General features: G+C 69.3%; 18 protein-coding genes and 2 tRNA genes. 11 read left to right on the top strand and 9 right to left on the bottom strand.

The genetic code is table 11. The features are described 5' to 3' along the window. The first annotated feature begins 173 nt into the window (after positions 1–173). Positions 174–1,913 carry a cyclic nucleotide-binding domain-containing protein gene (locus tag ACH34T_RS27460; RefSeq protein ID WP_396023799.1) on the top strand — a complete coding sequence of 580 codons (1,740 nt, stop codon included), beginning with the start codon at positions 174–176 and terminating at the stop codon, positions 1,911–1,913. A 193-nt stretch (positions 1,914–2,106) separates the two neighbouring features. Here ACH34T_RS27460 and ACH34T_RS27455 read toward each other — a convergent pair whose 3' ends face one another. Then, complete coding sequence (locus tag ACH34T_RS27455) at positions 2,107–3,435, bottom strand: sensor histidine kinase (RefSeq protein ID WP_396023886.1); 1,329 nt, start codon at positions 3,433–3,435, stop codon at positions 2,107–2,109. Between the two features lie 192 nt (positions 3,436–3,627). On the opposite strand from ACH34T_RS27455, the gene ACH34T_RS27450 reads away from it, so the two are divergent. After that, positions 3,628–4,533 carry a LysR family transcriptional regulator gene (locus tag ACH34T_RS27450; protein ID WP_396023798.1) on the top strand — a complete coding sequence of 302 codons (906 nt, stop codon included), beginning with the start codon at positions 3,628–3,630 and terminating at the stop codon, positions 4,531–4,533. Positions 4,534–4,679: 146 nt separating this feature from the next. Here the strand turns inward: ACH34T_RS27450 and ACH34T_RS27445 are convergent, their stop codons facing one another. The 3 genes from ACH34T_RS27445 to ACH34T_RS27435 form a co-directional block, all read right to left on the bottom strand. After that, on the bottom strand, positions 4,680–5,702 hold the full coding sequence (locus tag ACH34T_RS27445; protein ID WP_396023797.1) for a glycerophosphodiester phosphodiesterase: 1,023 nt from the start codon (positions 5,700–5,702) through the stop codon (positions 4,680–4,682). 234 nt (positions 5,703–5,936) lie between these two features. Next, positions 5,937–7,688 (bottom strand): adenylate/guanylate cyclase domain-containing protein, encoded by a 1,752-nt coding sequence (locus ACH34T_RS27440; RefSeq protein ID WP_396023885.1) that lies wholly within the window; start codon positions 7,686–7,688, stop codon positions 5,937–5,939. 100 nt (positions 7,689–7,788) lie between these two features. Continuing rightward, complete coding sequence (locus ACH34T_RS27435; protein ID WP_396023796.1) at positions 7,789–9,213, bottom strand: amino acid permease; 1,425 nt, start codon at positions 9,211–9,213, stop codon at positions 7,789–7,791. A gap of 263 nt (positions 9,214–9,476) precedes the next feature. Here ACH34T_RS27435 and ACH34T_RS27430 point away from each other — a divergent pair. From ACH34T_RS27430 to ACH34T_RS27420, 3 genes are all read left to right on the top strand, one after another. Then, positions 9,477–9,551: transfer RNA gene (locus ACH34T_RS27430), tRNA-Asp, on the top strand. A 24-nt stretch (positions 9,552–9,575) separates the two neighbouring features. After that, a tRNA-Phe gene (locus ACH34T_RS27425) sits at positions 9,576–9,649 on the top strand. 85 nt (positions 9,650–9,734) lie between these two features. Then, positions 9,735–10,679, top strand: coding sequence for a tyrosine-type recombinase/integrase (locus tag ACH34T_RS27420; RefSeq protein ID WP_396023795.1), 945 nt, complete (start codon positions 9,735–9,737; stop codon positions 10,677–10,679). A gap of 52 nt (positions 10,680–10,731) precedes the next feature. Here ACH34T_RS27420 and ACH34T_RS27415 read toward each other — a convergent pair whose 3' ends face one another. From ACH34T_RS27415 to ACH34T_RS27400, 4 genes are all read right to left on the bottom strand, one after another. Then, a complete protein-coding gene (locus tag ACH34T_RS27415; RefSeq protein ID WP_396023794.1) occupies positions 10,732–11,022 on the bottom strand; it encodes a hypothetical protein in 291 nt (96 codons plus the stop codon). Positions 11,023–11,652: 630 nt separating this feature from the next. Next, entirely contained in the window at positions 11,653–12,591 is a 939-nt protein-coding gene (locus ACH34T_RS27410) for a phosphoadenosine phosphosulfate reductase (protein ID WP_396023793.1), read from the bottom strand. Positions 12,592–12,605: 14 nt separating this feature from the next. Continuing rightward, positions 12,606–13,121 (bottom strand): C40 family peptidase, encoded by a 516-nt coding sequence (locus ACH34T_RS27405; RefSeq protein WP_396023884.1) that lies wholly within the window; start codon positions 13,119–13,121, stop codon positions 12,606–12,608. Between the two features lie 482 nt (positions 13,122–13,603). Beyond that, positions 13,604–13,900 carry a helix-turn-helix domain-containing protein gene (locus ACH34T_RS27400; protein WP_396023792.1) on the bottom strand — a complete coding sequence of 99 codons (297 nt, stop codon included), beginning with the start codon at positions 13,898–13,900 and terminating at the stop codon, positions 13,604–13,606. Between the two features lie 179 nt (positions 13,901–14,079). On the opposite strand from ACH34T_RS27400, the gene ACH34T_RS27395 reads away from it, so the two are divergent. From ACH34T_RS27395 to ACH34T_RS27370, 6 genes are read left to right on the top strand one after another with little or no spacing between them, the layout of a single operon-like run. After that, on the top strand, positions 14,080–14,565 hold the full coding sequence (locus ACH34T_RS27395; RefSeq protein WP_396023791.1) for a hypothetical protein: 486 nt from the start codon (positions 14,080–14,082) through the stop codon (positions 14,563–14,565). Continuing rightward, on the top strand, positions 14,565–14,882 hold the full coding sequence (locus ACH34T_RS27390) for a hypothetical protein (RefSeq protein ID WP_396023790.1): 318 nt from the start codon (positions 14,565–14,567) through the stop codon (positions 14,880–14,882). Before ACH34T_RS27395 ends, ACH34T_RS27390 begins: the two co-directional genes overlap by 1 nt. Next, positions 14,879–15,607: a hypothetical protein gene (locus tag ACH34T_RS27385; protein WP_396023789.1), complete on the top strand. Its 729-nt coding sequence runs from the start codon at positions 14,879–14,881 to the stop codon at positions 15,605–15,607. The genes ACH34T_RS27390 and ACH34T_RS27385 overlap by 4 nt, the downstream gene beginning before the upstream one ends. A 53-nt stretch (positions 15,608–15,660) precedes the next feature. After that, positions 15,661–17,010 carry a hypothetical protein gene (locus tag ACH34T_RS27380; RefSeq protein ID WP_396023788.1) on the top strand — a complete coding sequence of 450 codons (1,350 nt, stop codon included), beginning with the start codon at positions 15,661–15,663 and terminating at the stop codon, positions 17,008–17,010. Further along, a complete protein-coding gene (locus ACH34T_RS27375) occupies positions 17,000–18,475 on the top strand; it encodes an SCO6880 family protein (RefSeq protein WP_396023787.1) in 1,476 nt (491 codons plus the stop codon). Before ACH34T_RS27380 ends, ACH34T_RS27375 begins: the two co-directional genes overlap by 11 nt. A gap of 40 nt (positions 18,476–18,515) precedes the next feature. Then, positions 18,516–19,997, top strand: coding sequence for a hypothetical protein (locus ACH34T_RS27370; RefSeq protein ID WP_396023786.1), 1,482 nt, complete (start codon positions 18,516–18,518; stop codon positions 19,995–19,997). A gap of 233 nt (positions 19,998–20,230) precedes the next feature. Here the strand turns inward: ACH34T_RS27370 and ACH34T_RS27365 are convergent, their stop codons facing one another. Then, on the bottom strand, positions 20,231–20,908 hold the full coding sequence (locus tag ACH34T_RS27365) for a hypothetical protein (protein ID WP_396023785.1): 678 nt from the start codon (positions 20,906–20,908) through the stop codon (positions 20,231–20,233). Between the last annotated feature and the right edge of the window lie 144 nt (positions 20,909–21,052).

Here is a 21,052-nt window from a genome sequence, read left to right as displayed (position 1 = left end):
CGATGCGCTGCCAGACCGAATCCCAGGCAGCGGACGTGCGGCATCCGAAGACGCGATTCGAGGCATGGGGTTCTCGACATGTCAAGACTTCATTTTCATTCCCCGACCATTGACATCCACCGCCCCACAAATCCACTGTTCGCCGTCCGGCCGACCGTCTGGCGGGGGCGCTGATGGACGACTACGGCCGCCAGGACGACCACGTCCGCCAGCACGACCATTCCCGCCAGCACGACCCGGACCAGATCGTCGCGTCCGAAACCGGCCCCGCCGACGTCGCCCGGCAGGCGCACGACGAACCCGAGACCGAGATCGAGATCGAGGCCGAGCGCCGCGACGTCAATGGCCCGCAACCCCTCGTCCCCACCCGGCCCGTCTCACCGCCGCCGAGGCCGGGCTTCTGGGGCTCACTCACCGATGTCGAGCGGAACGACCTCCTCGCGTACACCGACGAGGTCGTCTACCCGGTCGGCACCGTGCTCTGGTTCGAGGGCCAGACCGCCGACCAGGCCGTCGTGATCCAGTCCGGCTCGGTCAGGGTCTCGGTGAACCGGGACGGACACGAGCGGATCATCGCGTTCCGCGGCCCCGGCGACATCATCGGCGAACGCGCCGCGCTGCTGCTGCGCCGCCGGTCCGCGACCATCGTCGCCATGGACACCCTCCGCGGCCTGCGCATGACCACCCAGCAGTTCGCGGCCTACCTGAGCGCCCACCCGCGCGTGGTCGCCGTCATGGAACGGGAGGTGTACGACCGGCTGACCGAGCAGACGGGCCCGCCGCCCCAGCCCCTGACGCCTCAGCCCCTGACACACCAGCCCCCCACGTCCCAGCCCCTGACCTCCCAGCCCCCGACGTCCCAGCCCTTGGCGCCACCGCAGTACGCGACGAACGACCAGTACTGGCCCAACGCGCCGCACGACCCCGCCGTCCAGTACCGCTCCATCGCGCCGGGCGGTGCTGCCCCGCAGTACGGCGCACCACCGCACGGGCACGGCGGCAGCGCCACGGGGCGGCAGGTGCCCATCACGCAGTACGACACGCAGGCGTACGCCGCCTTGCCGATGCCCTTCGCCGGGGCTGATCACGTCCAGCAGGGCCCGGCGTACGGCGGACCGGCCAACGGGGCTGATCACGTCCAGCAGGGCCCGGCGTACGGCGGACCGGGCAACCTGGTGCCGCCCCAGCGCAACGCCTCCTGGCAGCCGGTACAGCCGGCGCAACAGGCACAACCGTCGCCGAACGACGCCGCTCCCGGCCCGTTCGAGGACGAGCCGACGCAGCCCATGACCGTCACCCCGCCCGGGCCCGCCGGCGCGACGTGGGCGGGCCAGAACTGCACGATCGTCTACACCGACATCGCGGGCTTCAGCGACACCCGCCGCAACGACCTCGACCGTCTCGAAATGCGCCGCGCCATGTACGCGCTGCTCCGCGAGGCGTTCGGCGAGTCGGCGGTGCCCTGGGACGCCTGCCACGTCGAGGACCGCGGTGACGGCGCGCTGATCGTCGTCCCGGCCGAGGTGCCGACCGCCGCCGTGATCGACCCCATGATCGCCACGCTGGCGGCACGGCTGCGCCGTCACAACCAGCGGTCGAGCGGCGCCGTCCGCATCCAGCTCCGGGTCGCGGTGCACGTCGGGCCCGTGATGCCCGACCCGCCCGGCGTGGCCGGCTGGGCCCTGATCCGCACCGCGCGTCTCCTGGACGCGCGTCCCCTCAAGGACCGTCTGGCCGCGACCGGCGCCGACCTCGGCTTCATCGCGTCGACGTTCGTCTACGAGTCCGTGATCGCGCACAGCCCCGGCTTCGTGAACGCCGCGGACTACGCGCCCATCACCTGCAAGGTGAAGAAGCTCAAGACCGAAGGTTGGATCCATCTGCGCGGCGTGCCCGCCCAGTCCGCCGTCTGACCTGCCGCTCCGGCCCGTCCCCGCACGGGCCCCTCCAGCACCCCGCTGGCCGACCCCGCGTGCACCACTACGCGGGGTTTTCCGTTGCCGCATGGCGTGCACGCCTTGCCGCATGCGTGCGCGTCGGATTTGCCGCATGCGTGCGCGCCTTGCCGCATGCCTGCGCGCCTTGCCGCATGGCGTGCGCGTCGGATCATGCGTCGCGGTCGCCCCGGTTTCTCGGGATGCGGAGGACGAAGCGGGCGCCGCGGCCCTCCGCGCTGTCCTCGATGGTGAGCGTCCCGCCGTGGAGCCGGGCGATCTCGCGGGCGATGGGAAGGCCGAGGCCGGTGCCGGCGGGATCGCGGGCCTTGCTCGCCTCCAGGCGGGCGAAACGCTGGAAGACCAGGTCGCGGTCACCCTCGGCGATGCCCGCCCCATCGTCCCGGACCTCCAGGACGGCGACCGAGTCCTCGCGGCGCACCGTGATGTCGACCTGCGCCTCGGCGTGGCGTTCGGCGTTGTCCAGCAGGTTCGTCAGCAGCCGGACGAGCCGGAGCCGGTCGCCGAGCACCGTCACGCCCTCCTGGATGTGCGGGACGATCCGCTTCGTCCGGTCGGACCGCGCGACCTCGATCGTGACGAGCGCGCCGAGGTCGACGAGCTCGGTGTCCTGCCAGGCCGCGGCGTCCAGGCGGGCGAGCTGCAGCAGGTCCGTCACGATCGCCTGGAGGCGTTCCAGGCTCTGCAGGACGGCCCGTCCCGTCTTCGGCCAGTCGGTCTGCTCCGGATACAGCAGCGCCTCCTCGATCTGGGCGCGCGCGGCGGCGATGGGGCTGCGCAGGTCATGGGACGCGTCCGAGGTGAAGCTGCGCTGCCGCGCCAGGGCGCTGTCGAGCCGGTCGAGGGTCGCGTTCGCCGCCTCGGCCAGCAGCCTGATCTCGTCCCGGTTCTCCGGCACCGTCACGCGCCGGCCCGACTCGCCGGCGGTGATCTCCGCGAGCTCGGCGCGGATCGCGTCCACCGGGGCGAGGGTCTGGTCGACCGTCCCCCAGGCGCGCAGGCTCACGAGCAGGACGACCAGGAGCGACACGCACACCGCGACCAGGAGCAGGCTCGGGTTGACGTACCAGGGGACGGTGGGGGTCGCCGCGTAGATGGTCCAGTCCCCGGTCGGCTGGTAGACGCGGATCGCGACCACCCACATGCAGCCGTGCAGCCCCTGCGGCGGGCAAAGGACCTCGGTGGAGTAGATGTCGGTCTCCCCCGGGCGGAAATGGGCGATCGGCGCGATGCGCGACGCCCCGTCCTTCCCCGCGATCACCTGACGCCGGTGGTCCAGGAGCTGCAGGACGACGTCGTCCGGCCCGGCGAGCCCGCGCCGCACCGCCGGCTCCCGCCTGACCTCGTAGGCGACCCGCAGCGCCGCCGAAGTGGCCTGGTTGCGCTTGTAGTCGCCCGTCTGGCCGCGCACCCCGACGAGCACCAGGGTGATCAGGATGGCGCAGATCAGGGCGGTGACCGTTCCGGCCATCACGGTCATCCGCACCCGTATGGACCATGTGCGCCGTCCGTTCACCCGACCTCCCGCAGGTGAGGTAATCACCGTCCAGATCGAAATCAGTCCTCTGAACAGCAGCGCAGCGCCCAAGAGAGGCAAAAGAAATGGTGGTCCGCACCGCGGCCTCATCAGAAGCCCCAGCGCTGGACAGGCGCGCTGTTAGCATCGCGGGTTATGGAGCTGCGCCAGCTTGAGTACTTCGTGGCGGTGACGGAAGAGGCCGGCTTCACCAAGGCCGCGGCCCGGCTGCACGTCGCCCAGCCGGGCGTGAGCGCCCAGATCAGGCAGCTGGAACGGGAGCTCGGCCAGCCGCTGCTCGACCGGTCCGGACGGACCGTCCGGCTGACGGAGGTCGGCGAGGCCGTCCTGCCCTACGCGCGGGCGGCGCTCGCGGCGGTCGAGGGCGCGCGGCTCTCGGTGGACGAGCTGACGGGCCTGCTCCGCGGGCGTGTCACGATCGGCACCATCGACTGGATCCAGTCCCTCGACCTGCCGGGCATGCTCGCCGATTTCCATCGCGATCACCCGAACGTGGAGATCACGGTCGTCCAGGAGAAGGCCGCCGACCTGGCCGGCGGACTGCGGGACGGACGGGTCGACCTCGCGTTCCTCAGCCTCGGCTCCGAACCGCCCGAGGGCATCACGACGCGCGTCGTCATCGAGCAGGACCTCTGCGCCGCCGTCGGCCGCGGCCATCCGCTGGCCCAGCGGTCCACGATCACGCTGCGCGCCCTCGCCGACCAGGACCTGATCTGCCTCCCGAAGGGCACCGGGCTGCGGACCGTCCTGGACGAGGCGTGCGCCGACTCCGGCCTCAGCCCGCGCGTCGCGTTCGAGGCCGGCGAGCCGCCCGTGATCGCGCAACTCGCCGCGCACGGGCTCGGCGTGGCCGTCCTCCCCGAGTCCGCCGCCCGCGCCCGGCCGGACGACCTGCGCGCGCTGCCGATCGTCCGTCCCCGGCTCAGCGGCCGGATCGCACTCGCCTGGCGAACCGAGGGCCCCCGCAGCCCGGCCGCCCGCGCCCTGATCACCCGCGCCCGCGACCACCTCCCCCCTGAGGGCCGCAGCGACTCGCCGTAACGGACGAATCAGACCGCGAAGCGGACGGGCCGATCAGACGGCGAAGCGGACGGGCTGATCAGACCGCGAAGCGAGCAGGCTGATCAGGCGACGAAGCGGACGGCAGAGCGGACGGGCTGATCAGGCGGGCTGATCAGGCGGGCTGATCAGGCGGCGGAGCGGGTGGCGGTTTCGGTCAGGACGCGGTGCAGCACGGCCGGCTTGTTGGTGATGACGCCGTCCACGCCGAGCTGGACGGCCTTCTTCATGTCGCCGCTGTCGTCGACCGTCCAGGTGAGCAGGTCCATGCGGGACGCGTGCACCTTCTTGACGTAGGACGCGGTCAGGTCGCGGTACGTCGGGTTGATCTGGTCGGCGTAGGAGGCCAGCTCGGGCAGGTCCTCGGCCTTCGGGGTGCCGAGCAGCCCGATCGGGACCTTGGGCAGCACCGAGTGGAAGCGGCGCATCGACTCCCAGTCGAACGACTGGACGGCGAGCCGCCGCTCCGCCGGGTCGTCCCGCAGCCAGGACGGCGACCGCTCCAGGGCCGCGCCGACGCGCTTCTCGATGCCCGGGTAGAGGTTCGGGCTCTTGATCTCCAGCAGGAGCCCGAGGCCGCGTCCGCGCATGGCGCTGAGCGTCTGGTCCAGCGTCGGGACGCGTTCGCCCTTGTACTTCTTCCCGAACCAGGATCCCGCGTCCAGCTTCCTGATCTCGGCGAGGGTGAAGTCGGCGACCTTCCAGGGCGCACGGCCGGGGTACAGCTGCTCGGCGTTCGTCGTCCGGCCGAGGGTGGTGTCGTGCATGATCACGAGCTTGTGGTCCTTGGACTCCTGGACGTCGAGCTCGAACACGTCCGCCCGCTGGGACACGGCCAGCCTGAACGCCGCGAGCGTGTTCTCCGGCGCGTCGGCGGACGCGCCACGATGCGCGACATTGGTGACATCACCACCAGGCGCCGCACTCCGAAGCCCCGCGCCACCAACCACGGCAGCGGCACCAGGCCCGGCAGCGGCGGACCAGGCAGCGGCACCAGGCCCAGCAATGGTGGTGGCGCGCGAGCCGGGGTCCAGGGAGCCCGTCCGCGAAGAGGAGCCCGGGACGGCGCCCGCGGCGGCGGACGTCACCGGGACGATGACCGCCGTCGACGTGGTGACGGCGATGAGCGCGAGACGATTCCGTCGGTGCATCTTCACCTCTTGGAGCCTTGGCCTTGGGAGCCTCGGAAGCCTTGGCCTTGGGAGCCTCGGAAGCCTTGGCCTTGGGAGCCTCGGGAGTGATGGCGGCCACGGCGAGCCGGGCCTGTCGCTCCCACCTTCGGGCCGTCCGATGACACCGGAGTTACGAGCCGGTAGCAGACCGTGTACAGCCAGGGACGATACGCATCGTCGCCTGTCCGTCACGTCGCGGACACGGCCCTTTGATCAGAAATGGACAGCGCCGTCCCGGCCCGATTCCGGCTCGTCGGGCTTGCCGTCCGTCCGCGCGCCGCCCTTCGCCGCCTTCGACAGGATCAGCGCCCCGAGCAGCAGCCTCCGGCTCCGCCGCAGCGGCCGCGGAAAGCGGACACGCCGGATGAACGCCCTGCCCGCGGGCGCCGCCCCCACCGATTCAACGACATCGGACTCCCCGCCCGGCGAACCCGGCGAGCTCGGCAACGCCACCGACCGGGGCGTTCCAAGCCGGGGCTTCCCCTGACGGGGCGTCCCCAGCCGGGTCGGACGGCTCCTGCCGCGCAGCGTCACCGACCGTCCGAGGTCCCATTCGTCCGCCTCGGCGAGATGCGCCAGCTCAAGGACGGTCGCCGACGCCAGCACCCGCCCCCGCGTCCCCTTCGCCAGATCACTGAGCCGGGCCGCCTCGTTCACCGGGTCGCCGATCACCGTGTACTCGAACCGCTCCTCCGCGCCGATGTACCCGGCGACGACCGGGCCCGCGGACACGCCGATCCCCGCGTCCAGCGTCGGGACCTCGGCGCGCAGCCGCCGCGCCAGCTCCCGGGCCGCGCCGAGCGCCCCGCCCGCCGAATCCTCCAGCTGGGTCGGTGCGCCGAAGATCGCGAGCGCCGCGTCCCCCTCGAACTTGTTGATCCAGCCGCCGTGCCCCGCGACCACCGTCACCACGACGCCGAAGAACCGGTTCAGCAGCTCGACGACCTCGTCCGGGCTCCGCGTGTCCGCCAGCCGCGTGGACCCGGTGAGGTCGACGAACAGCACGGCCACCTCCCGGGTCTCCCCGCCGAGCGTGATGTCGCCGCGCTCCAGCGCCAGGTCGGCGACCTCCTCGCCCACGTGCCGTCCGAACAGGTCGCGCAGCCGCTCATGCTCGCGGAGCCCGGCCACCATGTGGTTGAACCCGGCCTGCAGTTGCCCGACCTCGCTCGCGTCGTACACGTCGACCTCCGCGCCGAGGTCGCCCCGCTCCACCTGCGCCATGCCCTTGCGGACGGCCCGGATCGGATCAGCGATCGCCTGTGTCGCGATATAGGTGACATAGACGCCCGCGACCAGCGAGGCGCCACCGAGCCCCAGGATCGTGACGGCGAGCTGCGTGACGTTGATGTCCGGCGCGGCCAGCGCGGCGACGGCGACGCAGATCAGCCCGAACACCGGGATCGCCGTGCCCAGCGCCCACGCGAGCATCACCCGCGTGGTCACCCCCGGCAGCCGGATCTTCCTGGGCCGCTCCGCCGCCAGCACCAGCGCCGCCGCCGGACGTAGCAGCCGCTCCGACAGCAGATAGACGATCGTGCAGGTGGTGGCCGCGCCCAGCAAACAGGTCAAACCCGTCTTCACCGCCAGCCGCCCGGTGAACAGCGCAAGATCCAGCACTGCCCAGCCCAGTGCCCCGACCACCCACAACGCACCGATGAGAAGCGTCAACCGCAGCGGACCAAGGAGCACCGCACGCCGCTGCTGCCGATCGGGCGTCCCCCCGTCCCGGACGAGGCTCACCACAGGCCGCCAAAGCGACAACCCCGAGAACAACGCCACAGGCACCGCGACCAACGGATAACTGAAGAACGCCACCGCGTTCACCAAGTGGGCGTGGGCGCGGTCGTCCAGTGGCGGGTCCGGCACCACGAACGTGGCGAACAGCAGCACGACCAACGAGCCGACCGCGTTGGCGACGCCGACCACCATGAGCAGGACCCAGCGCACACGGATCTCAAGCATGCTGGTCACGTGCGCCTCCGGAGGGATGGAACCGCCCAGGGGGGATCATCCCACGGCATGGAACGTCCCGGCGGCACAGGCCGCCGGGACGTTCCGTCACTCAGGCGCTGGTGCTCTCCGTCTCGACCGCGACCTTCACGCCCGCGGCGCCCTGCGAGGCGCGCCGCACGAACGGCCACGCGATCAGGACCACCGCGGCCCACACCGCCATCACGTACAGCGCGATCCGCGTGTCGGACTCCCACGCGATCGTCACCGTGACGAACACGAAGAACGCCAGCACCGCCCAGCTGCTGTACGGCGCCCACGGCATCCGGTAGGACGACTTCGCCAGCACCCCGGCCTTCGCCTTCCGCCGGTAGATCATGTGCGAGACGACGATGACCGTCCACACCGCGAGCGCGCCACCGGTCGACACCGACGTGATGTACTCGAACGCCTTCTCCGGCACCACCGCGTTGACCACGACGCCGATGCCCATCACCAGCGCCGAGATCACGACGGTCAGCACGGGAACACCACGTCCGTTCAGCCGCGACAGCAGCTTCGGACCGTCGCCGTTGACACCGGCCGTCCGCAGCATCCGGGACGTCGAGTACAGCCCGCCCGCGTTGCAGGACGACAGCGCCGCCGTCAGCACCACGAAGTTCACGATGTCCCCGCCGCCCGGAATGCCGATCTTGTCGAACGCCAGCACGAACGGGCTCGCGCCGCCCTTGAACGCCGTCCACGGCACCACCGCCAGGATGACCAGCAGCGACCCGAGGTAGAACAGCGCGAACCGCAGCGGCAGCGAGTTGATCGCCCGCGGGATGTTTTTCTCCGGATCCTTGGCCTCGCTCGCCGTCACCCCGACCAGCTCGACGCCCAGATAGGCGAACATCACCATCTGCAGCGTCATGATCGTCGCGCTGGCCCCCTCGGGGAAGACACCGTCGTGCTCCCACAGGTTCCCGACCGCCGCCGTCTCCCCGGCGTCGCTGAACCCGAAGATCAGCACTCCGAGCCCCACCATGATCATCATCACGATCGCGGCGACCTTGATCATGGCGAACCAGAACTCCAGCTCACCGAACAGCTTCACCGAGATCAGGTTCACCACGAACAGGATCACCAGCGCCACCAGCGCCGTCTGCCACTGCTCGACCTCGGGCCACCACTTCTGTATGTACGTCCCGGCCGCGGTCAGCTCCGCCATGCCGGTCGTGACCCAGATGATCCAGTACGTCCAGGTCGTGGCATATCCCCAGAACGGACCGAGGAACTCCCGGGCGTACCCGGCGAACCCTCCCTCCGTCCTCCGGTACGTCAGCAGCTCGCCGAGCGCCCGCATGACGAAGAACAACGCCAGCCCGGCGATGGCGTACGTCAAGATCAGACTCGGCCCGGCCTTGGCGATGTTCTCCCCGGCGCCCAGGAACAACCCGGTGCCGATCGTCCCGCCGATCGCCAGCATCTGGATCTGCCGGGTCCCGAGCCCTCGCTGATACCCTTCCGCGCCCTGGTCTGGGAGCTTGTCGACCACGCGGCCTCCCTCACATCTAGGGCCGCCCCTCCCGGAACGGCGCCACCCTCCGGTCACGCACCGCTGCGCAACCTGGACAGACTAGGAGCCCGGGCACATAACGCGAAACACACCCCACAAACCGGTATCGCCCCGGTATCTCTCCGTGACGATCTTCCCCCCTCCACCCCGCCGTTAACGAGTTGGCGACCACCTCGGGCATCGCGTATGCTCTCGGACGTCGCCAAGCGTCAAACACCCTCCGAGACCACTCGGAGCAGCAAGGTCCTGTGGAGCAGCTAGGAGTGCTCGCCACCCTGTCAAGGTGGAGGCCGCGGGTTCAAATCCCGTCAGGACCGCCCAGACGTGCACCAGCACGTCCCGGGCAGGTAGCTCAGTCGGTACGAGCGTCCGCCTGAAAAGCGGAAGGTCGGCGGTTCGACCCCGCCCCTGCCCACCTAGGTCTCTGACCAGCGGAAACACCGATAACGGGTTGATCACCGTCGGTGTACACCGCTTGAACAGAGGAAAACTATCTCCCGATGGGTACCGCCCGGACGCGGCGCCCGAAGGACCTCCGAGCAGGTACCTTCCAGCCCGCGATCAACTCGTTCACCCTCCACCTCAACGCTGAGGGGAAGTCACCGAAGACCGTCCGCACCTACGCCGAAGCAGCGCAGTGGTTCGCGGCCGAGCACCTTCGACGCAGCACGACCCACACCGACTGGGAAGACGTCACCGCCGACGACGTCCGCGCCTGGACGGTATGGCTCCTCAATCACTACTCCGACAGCTACGCCAACAACCAGTACCGAGCCTTGCAGCAGTTCTTCAAGTGGTGGTCCACCGATGAAGAACTGCCCAACCCCATGGCCAAACTCCGCCCGCCTGCCGTCGGCGAGAGGGTTGTCCCCGTCTTCACCGACGAGGAACTCACCAAGCTCCTCAAGCACTGTGAAGGCAAGGCCTTCACCCAACGCCGCGACTTCGCCATCCTGTCCCTCTTCAAGGCAACCGGCCTGCGTCTATCCGAACTGGCCGGCATCACCTACGACCCTGAGGACGCCGACCGCAGCGATCTCGACCTCATGCGTCGGGAACTCCTCGTCACCGGGAAGGGAAACAAGCAGCGCATCGTCCGATTCGGCCATCCCTCGGCGCGCGCCATCGACCGCTACATCCGCATCCGCAGCAAGCACACCTACGCCTCCAGCCGCCGCCTCTGGCTGGGCACCAACAACCGCCCACCCATGACCGCCAACGGCATCTACCAGATGGTCGTCCGCCGCGGCGAGGAATGCGGCGTGGCCGTCCACCCGCACAAGTTCCGCCACCATTTCTCTCACACCTGGCTCGACAAAGGCGGAGCAGAAGGCGACCTCATGGAACTCAACGGCTGGTCATCACCCCAGATGCTTCGCCGCTACGGCCGAAGCGCCGCCAGCACCAGAGCCCGCCGCACCTACGACCGAATTATGGAGGACTAAAGCCCGTCCATGACAAAGCCCCGGCGCATCCAGCGCCGGGGCCTATCTTGGTTCAGCCCTTCTTCCGCGCCTGGGCCGACCGCTTGGCCAGCCGCAACATGTAGGCCCGCTTGGCCAACTCGGCACGCTCCCGCCGCTCTTCAGCCGGAAGCACACCTTCCGGATCGACCTCCCGCTCGAACCTGGCCAGGAACGCATCCCTGGCCGGCCTCGTACGCCGCTTCCTATCCCCGGTCCTGCTCCAGGACAGAAGAACAGCGATCCGCTTGTCGATCCCCGCCATGACAACCTCCGCGTCCGCAATGGAGAAGTTCAGGCCATCTCCCTTCGCCGCCAAGGCCATTTCCAAGAGCGTCTAAGACACATGACGTGTCCTGTTCACGCTCGTCCCAGAAAATGCCCTGACTTCACCGAAACAAACGTTAATCGAGCTATCTCACCTGCGACCCACCTAACGCAGCCTGCAAGTTTTCCAATAAATCACAACGAGCTGTCCCATAATCGGATCCATCGTCGCAATGCTCACCAGCCAGTAAGGTGAGGCCCCACTCACCGACGCATTAGCGTCGCCAGTCGTACACCGCCCGCTCCCTACCAGATACCAGACAAGCGCCCCGATGACCTGGACGTTGTAATCCTCACTCGCCAGTGAAGGCGGGTGCCACCGAGATGCTCGTCGTCCACCTCCGTGGACTGGTCGACGTTTCGATCCTCGCCCGCTGGTGAAGGCGGGCGCCACGCCGCCATCGCGGCGGACAGCGTCGCGGCCGACCCGGTCCAGACCTCCTTCGGAACCCCCAGGGTTCGCGTGCGCACTAGGGGGTTCCGAAGAAACTCCCGGGGCCGAAGACGTCAGCGACGCTTCCTCGTCCTTCCTCGTCCTCCCACGCCGTCCACACAGGTCCAGCCCATTTGAAACGGCGGAAGAGGTTTCCTCAGAACTGTATTGGAGACGCGGATATGCCCGCCCTCGTCATGTGAAGCACCAGCCGGTGTCGCAGGTGCCTTCGCCGTCCTCGAAGGGGAGGGGGTCTGCGGTCGGGACAGCGTCCGCGAGTGGGGTGTTGTAGCGGGTGAGGTAGACGGGGTCTTTGCCGAGGTGGGCTCGGCGTTTGTTGATGGTGGCTTCGAGGTGGCAGGCCTTGGTGAACAGGGCTGGTTGGGTACGGCGCATGTCTTGCCAGGTGGTGAGGCGGTGGAAGGGGCAGAACCAGCAAGCGGATTTGGGTGGGACGGGGAGGCCGGCGGAGCGGATGATGCGGGGGCAGTCGGCGCGGCGGATGCCGAGGTCGAGGAGCGGGTAGACGATGCGTTCGTAGGGTTCGTGGCGGCGGGCGTTGGCACGGTGGATCTCGTCGACGCTGATGCCGATGGCGATGGTGGCGGGATTGGTCGGGCCGGCGCCGTGGGCTTTGAGCCAGCGGCCGATGACGCGGATTTTGAAGTCAGCGGTGCAGGAGCGGGTGCCTGGGGCACCGTTGCTCATGCGGACGGGGATGGGGATGGAGCGGGAGCCTTCGCGCATGAGGCGGCCGTAGAGGGTTTCGATGGTGCCGTCACGGCGGGTGCGGTGGAGCTGGCGGAGTTCGATGTCGTGCGCGGCGGCGAAGGGTACGGCGTGTTCGCGGATGTAGCGGAGGGTGCCGGGGTGTTCGGAGTCGTCACCGACGTTGGCGAACAGGAAGCGGCGGAAGTCGATTTCGCCTTGGGCGGCCAGGACGAGTGCGGCGGTTGATTGCCAACCGCCGCCGTAACTGAAGGCGCGCAGAGGTCCGCATGGCGGTGGGGTCTTTGTCCCTTTTGAGGCGCGCTTTCGTGGCGGGTGGCCGTGTCTGCCGGTTGGGTGGCTGCGGGACGGGTTGACGGTTGGTTCGTTGGTCAGGGAGATGGCTTCCTGGCGGTGTGGGTGCAAGGGCGGGCCTCCGGTCAGGCTTGGGTGGGTGGTGTGGGGCGAGTGGCGCCGACGTATTGGCGTTCGCGGTAGGGGTTGTTGGTGAACTGGGAGATGCGGACGACGTCGCCGGTGTGGGGTGCGTGGATCATGCGGCCGCGGCCGTGGTAGATGCCGACGTGGTGGATGGTCGCGGGGTTTGCGGGGTTGGTGGCGAAGAAGAGCAGGTCGCCGGGCTGAAGTTGGGCGCGGGGGATGTGGGTGCCGGTGTTGTATTGGGCGACGGCGACGCGGGGTAGGCGGACGCCGGCTCGGGCCCAGGCGTATTGGGTGAGGCCGGAGCAGTCGAAGCCTTTGGTGCCTGCTCCGTGGGCGATGCCGTAGGTAGGGCCGGAGGGTCCGCCGCCGCCCCAGGAGTACGGGGTGCCGAGCCAGCGGAGGGCTGCGCGGACAGCGGCGGCGCCTCGTCCGGTGGCGGTGGGGGTGGCGTAGCGGGCGGCTTGGGCGAGGACTTTGCGGACGTACCAGTCGGCGTGGTTGTACTGCCAGATCGCGTGGCGGAGTTGATTGCCGCCTTTGCCGGCCTTGTTGGCGCACAGGTAGCGGGCTGCGCCGTAGATGGCGTCGGCGGGGTTGTGGGGTCTTTGCGACCGTCGTGGTCGCCGTCGACGCCATAGACGGCCCAGGTGGCGGCGAGGAACTGCATAGGGCCGCCAGCGCCGGCGTGGTTTTCGCCGGAGTGGACGCCGGTCGCGGCGGAACGGCCGTGGTCGGATTCAACCTTTCCGATGGCGGCCAGGACGTTCCAGGGGAGGCCGGGGCAGGTCTGCGCGGCGTCCAGGTACCAGCGCAGGTATGCGGGTGGGATGTCGCGTTTGGCTTCGGCCGTGGGTGCGCCGGCTAGATCTGAGCCGGTGGCCGCGACTGGGTTGGGGCGGGTGAGCAGGAGGAGGACGAGCGCCAGCGGGAGGAGCAGGGCGGCGGCGCATGCGGCAGCCGCCTTCACCGGGTGGGCCGGGGCCGCCGGGGTGGGTCAGTCTTCGGCGCCGGTGCGGGCGCGACGTTGGGCGCGGTAGCCGGCACCCTTCTTCGGTTGCGGGGCGGGTGTCTGGTCGGTTGGGTCATCGGCGGCTTCCCCCGGTTCGCGGTGGGGCTGCCGCAGCACTTCGCGGACCGCTTCCCAGGAGTAGCGGAAGTCCTTGCCGGTCTTGAGGGCGGGGATCTGCCCGGCGTTGGCCATCCGGCGGACGGTCTGGGGCGACAGGCCGAGTTTGGTCGCGAGTTCGGCGGTGGTGAGGACGTCGGGGTCGCGGCCGGGTGTCTCGGTCATCGCGGGGGCTCCTGGGTGGGTGGTCATGTCGTCCTCTCAAGTGTGGTCGATGAGTGCTGCGAGGCATGTTGTTGGGCGTGATGACGTTCTCAGAAACTGTTTGACGATGCTTGCGCTCCATAATTCTGCCACGTACGGTGATCACTCATCAACCCAGAGCAATGAATAGGGGGTACTGGGTGAGTCTTCGACAAAGCGGAACGATCCCGGCCGATCGGGCGGGGGAGGTTCTGGACGCGGTCGTGGTCGGCGCGCACGGCGGCGCCGGGACGTCCACACTGGCCGCGCTGCTGCCCGCGGCGTGGGACATGGGATCGATTCAGCCGCTGCTGGAGCTGGACCGCGCACCGATGCGCGCCAAGGGCCGTCCGGTGGTTCTGGCGGTGCGGAACACGGCGATGGCGGCCAAGCACGCGACAGCGGCGATTGGGGCGCTGCGTGCCTGGGACGAGCGCGTGTCGGCGCTGGCAATCGTCAGCGACGGCGGCCCGGAGTCGCGGGACGCGACGGCTCGGTTCGCGCTGCTGGAAGGACGGGTGGGCGGCACGGTGCGTGTCCCGCATGTCCGCGCGTTCCGGCTGGTCGAGGACCCGGCCGAGGTCGATCTGCCGGGCAGGGCGCGGCAGGCCTTGGACGAGCTCCGGCGCCTGGCAGGTGGCGGGTGATGAGCGTGCTGAGGTCGTTCGTCATGGCGGTGCTGTCTCCGTTGGATGGCGAAGGTTCGGGCGTGAAGGTGCCCGATCCGCCTCCGGTGCCACCGCCCGGGCTGGATCAGAAGATGGAGACGCTGCTGTCGTGGGGCAAGTGGGGCGTCCTGGTCTGCGGCGTCGCCGGCTTGTTCATCTGCGCGGGCCAGATGGCCATTGGTCGCAAGAACCGTTCCACCTTCGCGGCCGACGGTGCGACCGGCATCCCGTGGGTGCTGGGCGGGTTGAGCCTGGCGGCGACGGCGGCCCCGATCGTCGGGGTGTTCTTCAAATGAGCGATCTCCGTGAGGACGTCGCGTGGTGGAGCCGCAGGCGGGTCGTCGCTATCGGGGTGATCAGTGGAGGTGTCCTGATCGGTCTCGTCGCACCACCTGTGTTCAGGATCGAGCCGAAGAGCAGGCCGATCGTCGTCCGGAGGTCCGTGCCGAGCGGGCAGTCGGCGAGCGCGCCAACGGTGTCGTTCGCTGGTGTGTCGTGGCGGGATTACCACGGTGTCCTGCTCCCCTATTCCGCTGAGGACGGGCCACGCCGGACGGACGATGATCTCGCGGCGGGATTCACGCAGACGCCGCGCGGCGCGCTGCTCGCCGCGATCCACATCGCGGTGCGGGCGAACGTCCAGTGGGGGTCGAAGGTGTTCGAGCCCACCATCAGCGAGCAGGTCATCGGCCCGGACACCGAAACCCTTAAGGATTCGACCAACGAGTCCTACGGACGGCAGCGTGGCGACCGGCCGGATGGTGCCGCGCTCGGGCGCGGATACGTGGTCCTGGAGGCCTTCCGCTGGCAGGGCTACTCCCCGGAGGCGACGAGCCTGGACCTGGTGTCGGCCGGGCCGGGCGACAGCGATGTGACCGCCCGTGCGGTGACCCGGATCCAACTGCGTTGGCAGGACGGTGACTGGCGTGTCGTCGCCCCACCGGGCGGGACATGGGCCGGAGCGGCGTCGCCGATCGAATCATCGGACGGCTACGTCCGGTTTCGCGGCGGGGGTGGTTGATGCTTCCGATCCAACCCTGCTCACCGCTGATCAACCCGGCGTGCGTCCAGCCGGTGGACAACGACGACGGCGGTAACCCATTCCTTCCTTCACTTCCCTCCCTCCCCGACATTCCGGCTGCGATCGGCGCGAACGTGCTGGACGAGGCCGCCGAGTCGTTCCAATCGGCGGTCGGATGGTTCATCTCCAATACCGCGTCATGGTGGGTCAATACGCCATCACCTGATCTTGAGGGTGAACCGGCGGTCGGGTACCTGCAGTTGCTGATCCGTCCGCTGACGGTCGTTGTGGCCGTGATGGCGCTCCTGGTCGTCGCCGCACGGATGGCGTTGTCCCGCAAGGCCGTACCGCTGATCGACGCCGGCCGCGGCCTGGTGGTGCTGGTGACGGTCACCGCAATCGGCACGGTCGTGCCGAATCTGCTGCTGCAGTGGGGCGACGAATGGTGCGGCTGGGTCCTGGATGCCTCAGCACAAGGCGATTTCGCCAAGCGGATGACCGCGATCGTGACGGCCCCGACCGGCACGCCGAGCGCGCTGGTGCTCCTGTTCTCCCTGCTCGCGTTGATCATCGGCATTATCCAGGCGATCCTGCTGCTGTTTCGGGGAGCGGCCCTGGTGATCCTGGCCGGGCTTCTGCCGCTGGCGGCCTCAGGATCGATCACCAAGTCGACGCAGCCATGGTTCAGCACCGTCGCAGGCTGGATGCTCGCGCTGGGCTTCTACAAACCCACTGCGGCAACGGTGTATGCGACGGCGTTCATCCTGCTCGGGAAGGGCAAAGGCCTGCACGCGTTGCTGATGGGTCTGGCAATGATGCTGATCAGCCTGATCGCGTTCCCCGTCCTGCTGAAGTTCTTCACCTGGTCGACCGGTGGCACCGAGTCGAGCAGCGGCGGTGGTGTCCTCGGCACGGTGATGGCGAGTGTGGCCGCGCTCGGTGCGCTACGCGCCTACGGCAGCGGAGGCTCCGGATCCGGAGGGTCCAGCTCTGCAGCCGAGCACGCCGACTACCTCGACCGGCAGCTCGGAGATCAGGACGTCGCCCCGCCAGGCGACGGCAATCCGGGTCAGTCACCCGCCTCACCAGAGCAGACGAACGACGGGCAGACAACGGCCGGACCCGTCGAAGACCGCGCCTCCGACCCGAGTGCTCCATCAGGGGCTGGCCAGCCAGGCACCGACCAATCTGGGATGAGCCAGAGCACCGCAGGTGGTCACGGATGGGCACCGCCCGATCGCGGCCGCGGTGAATCGGTTGCTCCCACCCTCATCCGGACGGCGAAGAACGAACGACAGCAGGGCGAGGAGGCGATCCGCTGGGCCGCCACTGGAGGGGCAGGCGGCCCGAGCGCCGGCGGCCCGACCGGTGCGGTTGGTGAAGGAGGCGGCGATGGGAGATGAGGTTCGTACTTACGGCGGCTGGCGCCGACGGCACGGCATCGGTCTGCTCGGCCTGGACACCACCTCAACATTCGTTGCCCTTGGCACCGCGATGCTGCTCGTTCTGGTCACCGCCGTCGCTCCGCGTTTGCTCATCTACGTTCTTCCGGTTGCGGCCACCGGTGGCGGGTTGGGGCTCGTCCGGGTCGGAGGCGTTCCGCTGGCACGGCTGGTGTTGGCGCGATGCCGCTGGCAATTGGGGCTGCTGCGCGGTCAGAATCGCTATCGCGCCGGGGTCGTCATCGACCACCCGCGTGCGTTTCAGCTTCCGGGCGCCCTGGCGCCGTTGACGCTGCTCAGTGCCGAGGACGGGTACGGCGGCCGGTACGGGATCGTGTGGGATCGCCGCACTGGCCTGCTCACCGCCACCCTGCGCGTGGTTCCCACCTCGACTTGGCTCGCCGACCGCAGTGACGCCGACACCTGGGTCGCATCCTGGGGCGGCTGGCTCGCCACGCTCGGCCACATGCCCGCGGTCCGGTGGGTGACGGTGACAGTGGATACGGCGCCCGAGCCTGGGTCCACACTCGCCGACACCGTCGAGCGGGCCGTCGTTCCGACCGCACCGGCTCCGGCGCGCACGATCATGAGCGAGCTCGTCCGGACGGCGCCCGCTGCCGCCGCCGACGTCGACACCCGCGTCTCGATCACCTTCGACCCCAAGGCGTCCTCGATCAGCCCGAAGGACCTGTTCGACGCGGTCGCCGAACTGGGTCGCACACTGGACGGGCTGGCATCCAGGCTCGGTGGCTGCGGCGTCTCTGTCTTGGGACGGGCCACTGCCGCCGAGATTGCGGGCGCGGTGCGGACGGCGTTCGACCCGCAAGCCCGCGGCGAGGTCAACCGGCTGCTCACCCGTCCAGGCCGGGAGGACGTCTTGTCCTGGGACGACGCGGGGCCGGTCGCCGCGACCGAGTACACCGACCGCTACGAGCATGACGGCGGAGTCTCAGTGACCTGGGCATGGCATGAACCACCCCGCCAGAACGTGCGCTCGGACGTCCTCGCCCGGCTGGTCGCTCCCGGCCCGTTCCCCAAGCGCGTCACCCTCCAATACCGCGCAATGCCCGCCGCCGCGGCGAGCCGCGTCCTGCAACAAGAGGTGAACGCGGCGGCGTTCCGCAGCCAGTTCCGCCGTCGAACCGGACGCGACGAAACCGCCCGCGACAGCTGGGACTCCGCCCGCGCCCGCCAAGCCGCCGCCGAGGAGGCGATGGGCGCCGGAGTCTGCCTGGTCTCGATGTACGCGACCGTCACCGTCACCGATCCCGACCGGCTCCGCCGCGCCGTCGCGCACGTCGAGTCGTCCGCCGACTCGGCCAAGATCCGCCTGCGCCGCCTGTGGGGAAGCCAGGCCGCCGGATTCGCCACAACGCTCCCGTGCGGCATCTGCCCACCGGAACTGTCCAATCGCCTGATCCACTGAACCGGAGGAACAGCGCTTGCCCAATGTCGAAGCACAAGCCATGTCCGAACCGCTCGCTCCACCGTGGGGCTGGCACGGCCCCGGCGCCGGACGCGCCGCACACGTCGCCGCCGCGCCCGAGTACCAGGCGACCACCAGCCAAGTCTGTGGCCTCTACCCCTTCACCGCCGGCTCAGGAACACCGACCGTCGGAACCCCTGTCGGACGCCACCAACTCTGGGGCGAGGTCGTCTGCCTGGACCCACTCGTATGGCTCCGCGAAGGGCTGGTCACCAACCCCGGGATGTTCGTCCTCGGACAGCCCGGCACCGGCAAGTCCACGCTCGTCAAACGCCTGGTCACCGGAGCCGTCGCCACCGGCACCACCCCGATCATCCTCGGCGACACCAAACCGGACTACACCAGGCTGGTGGAGTACCTGGGCGGCCAGGTCATCCGTGTCGGACGCGGCTTCGACCGCATCAACCCCCTCGACGCCGGCCCCCTGGACGAAGCACGCCGACGCCTGACCGGAGCCGACGCCGAGACCCTGCGATGGGAAGTGCGGTCACGGCGACTCTCCCTATTGCTCGCGCTGGCGACCCTCGTCCGCGAAGCCCGCATCACCAACGCCGAGGAAGTCGTCCTCGGACGCGCCATCGACCTCCTCGACGAACGGCTCGACCAGGACCCGACCATCGTGGACGTCCTGCGCATTCTCGAAGCGGCCCCGGACGAACTGCGCTCAGCCACCCGCACCGACACCGGCGGCTCCTACCGGGCGCAGACCCGCGACCTCGTCTTCACCCTCGACCTGCTCATCTCCGGCTCTCTGGCTGGTGTCTTCGACTCGCGCACCACCCGTCCGCTCGACCTAGACGCGCCCGCGATCAGCGTCGACATCTCCCGCGTCCGCGCCGCCGGCGACAAGCTCCTGACCGCCGCGATGCTCTGCACCTGGGCCTACGCCTTCGGCATGGTCGACGCCGCCACGGCCCTCACCGACCTGGGCGCTGGCCCCCGCCGCTCCTACCTCGGCGTCATGGACGAGCTGTGGCGCGCCCTGCGCGGCGCTCCCGGCCTCGTCGAGCACGCCGACGCCCTCACCCGCCTCAACCGTGCCAAAGGCATGGCGTCGATCATGATCACTCATTCGCTGGCCGACCTCGACGCCCTGGCCACCGAGGAAGATCGCGCCAAGGCCAAGGGCTTCGCCGACCGGTCGGCCATCACCGTCCTCGCCGGGCTCCCGCCGCGCGAACTGGCCCGAGTCCACGAGATCACCCCGCTCACCGGGCCGGAGCAACAACTCGTCACCTCATGGTCGGCACCCGACTCCTGGCAGGCCAGCGCCCGCCACCCCGGACGCGGCAAGTACTTGATCAAGACCGGCGAACGCCTCGGCATCCCGGTCGAGCTCTGCCTCGTCGGCGCGGAGGTCGACCTCTACGACACCGACCAGGCCATCCGGACCAGCTCCAGCAGGTTCACGAGTTCTGAAGCTCCTGCGGCGACGAACCCGCGCAAGGCTGCCTTGTGGTGAGGGCATCTGGCCTGGTTGAACGCCGTCAGTGGCGGCGGCAGACCGTCGTCTCGTCCGTCGTCGTTCGGGTCGGCGTCCTTGATGAGGTTGTCGCCCGGCGGACAGTCCCGTCTCGGCTATCGCAATCGCTTAAATGCCAGTTCTGGATAGCTCGATCGTGGCTCCCCGTCGACAGTCGATGCCTCGATCATTCGAAAGCGAGGCCTGTTGATGGGGCCATATGGCGTCGCGATTCACAGTCCGAACGCCGCCGTCACTCGCTCAGCCAGGTCCTCCTCCGCGATCGTGGTGTCGACTTCGATGATGCGCAGTTGAAGAAGTGTCGCTTGCTCGTAGATGCGTTCGGTGAACAACCGATCGCGCTCGAGCAGGTTGCGCAGGGCCCTGTCTGGATCACTGGTCTTGCTTGCGATGTCCCACGTCGAGCCCCTGCTGTCGAGCGCTGCCCGGCGGAAGTCGGGCGTTGGCAGGAGCCAGACGGCCTGGCGGGGCGCGGCGACCAGTGGCTTCACCAGATATGGCAGCAGCCGAAAGCCTTCAGCGATGACACCGGGTTCTTTCGGGAGACGGAGAAGGTCATCAACGATCAGGTTGAAGCCTTCGCCCTGGAACCAGTGGAAGGTCTCAAGCATGGTCTCCGGGGATCTCTGCACCCACCGCTCATCCATGTCCATGGCTTTGAATTCGCTCAGGAGCGGGCTGTCCTCGGGTCTACTCCGGCTGGCGTGATCCGACATCACGTCATCGGTCGCGTAGAGCCGCAGCTCGTGCCGGGCGGCTATGCAACGAGCGATGGTCGACTTGCCCGCACCGCTCCCGCCACCGATCCAGTAGACGTGCCGCATCTGTGCCCGCAGTGCTGCGGCGTCGGCAGTCCCCACGGGGTGCTCAGGTCGGATCGCATCGTTCAAGACGGCTCCTTAGTTGCGTCGGCTGATGTCCGCGACGCAGTTGGTCCAGCCGCCGACGAAGGCGTGTTGCCGGCGGACGGTGACCGCGATGCGGATGCCGAGTATCCGGGCGGGCAACTCGGCGGCGAGGTGGCCGGGGCGCCG

It is taken from the genome of Actinomadura sp. 9N215 (assembly GCF_044326345.1).
In the GTDB taxonomy this organism is placed as follows: Bacteria; Actinomycetota; Actinomycetes; order Streptosporangiales; family Streptosporangiaceae; genus Spirillospora.
This window is presented reverse-complemented; position numbering and strand designations above follow the sequence as displayed.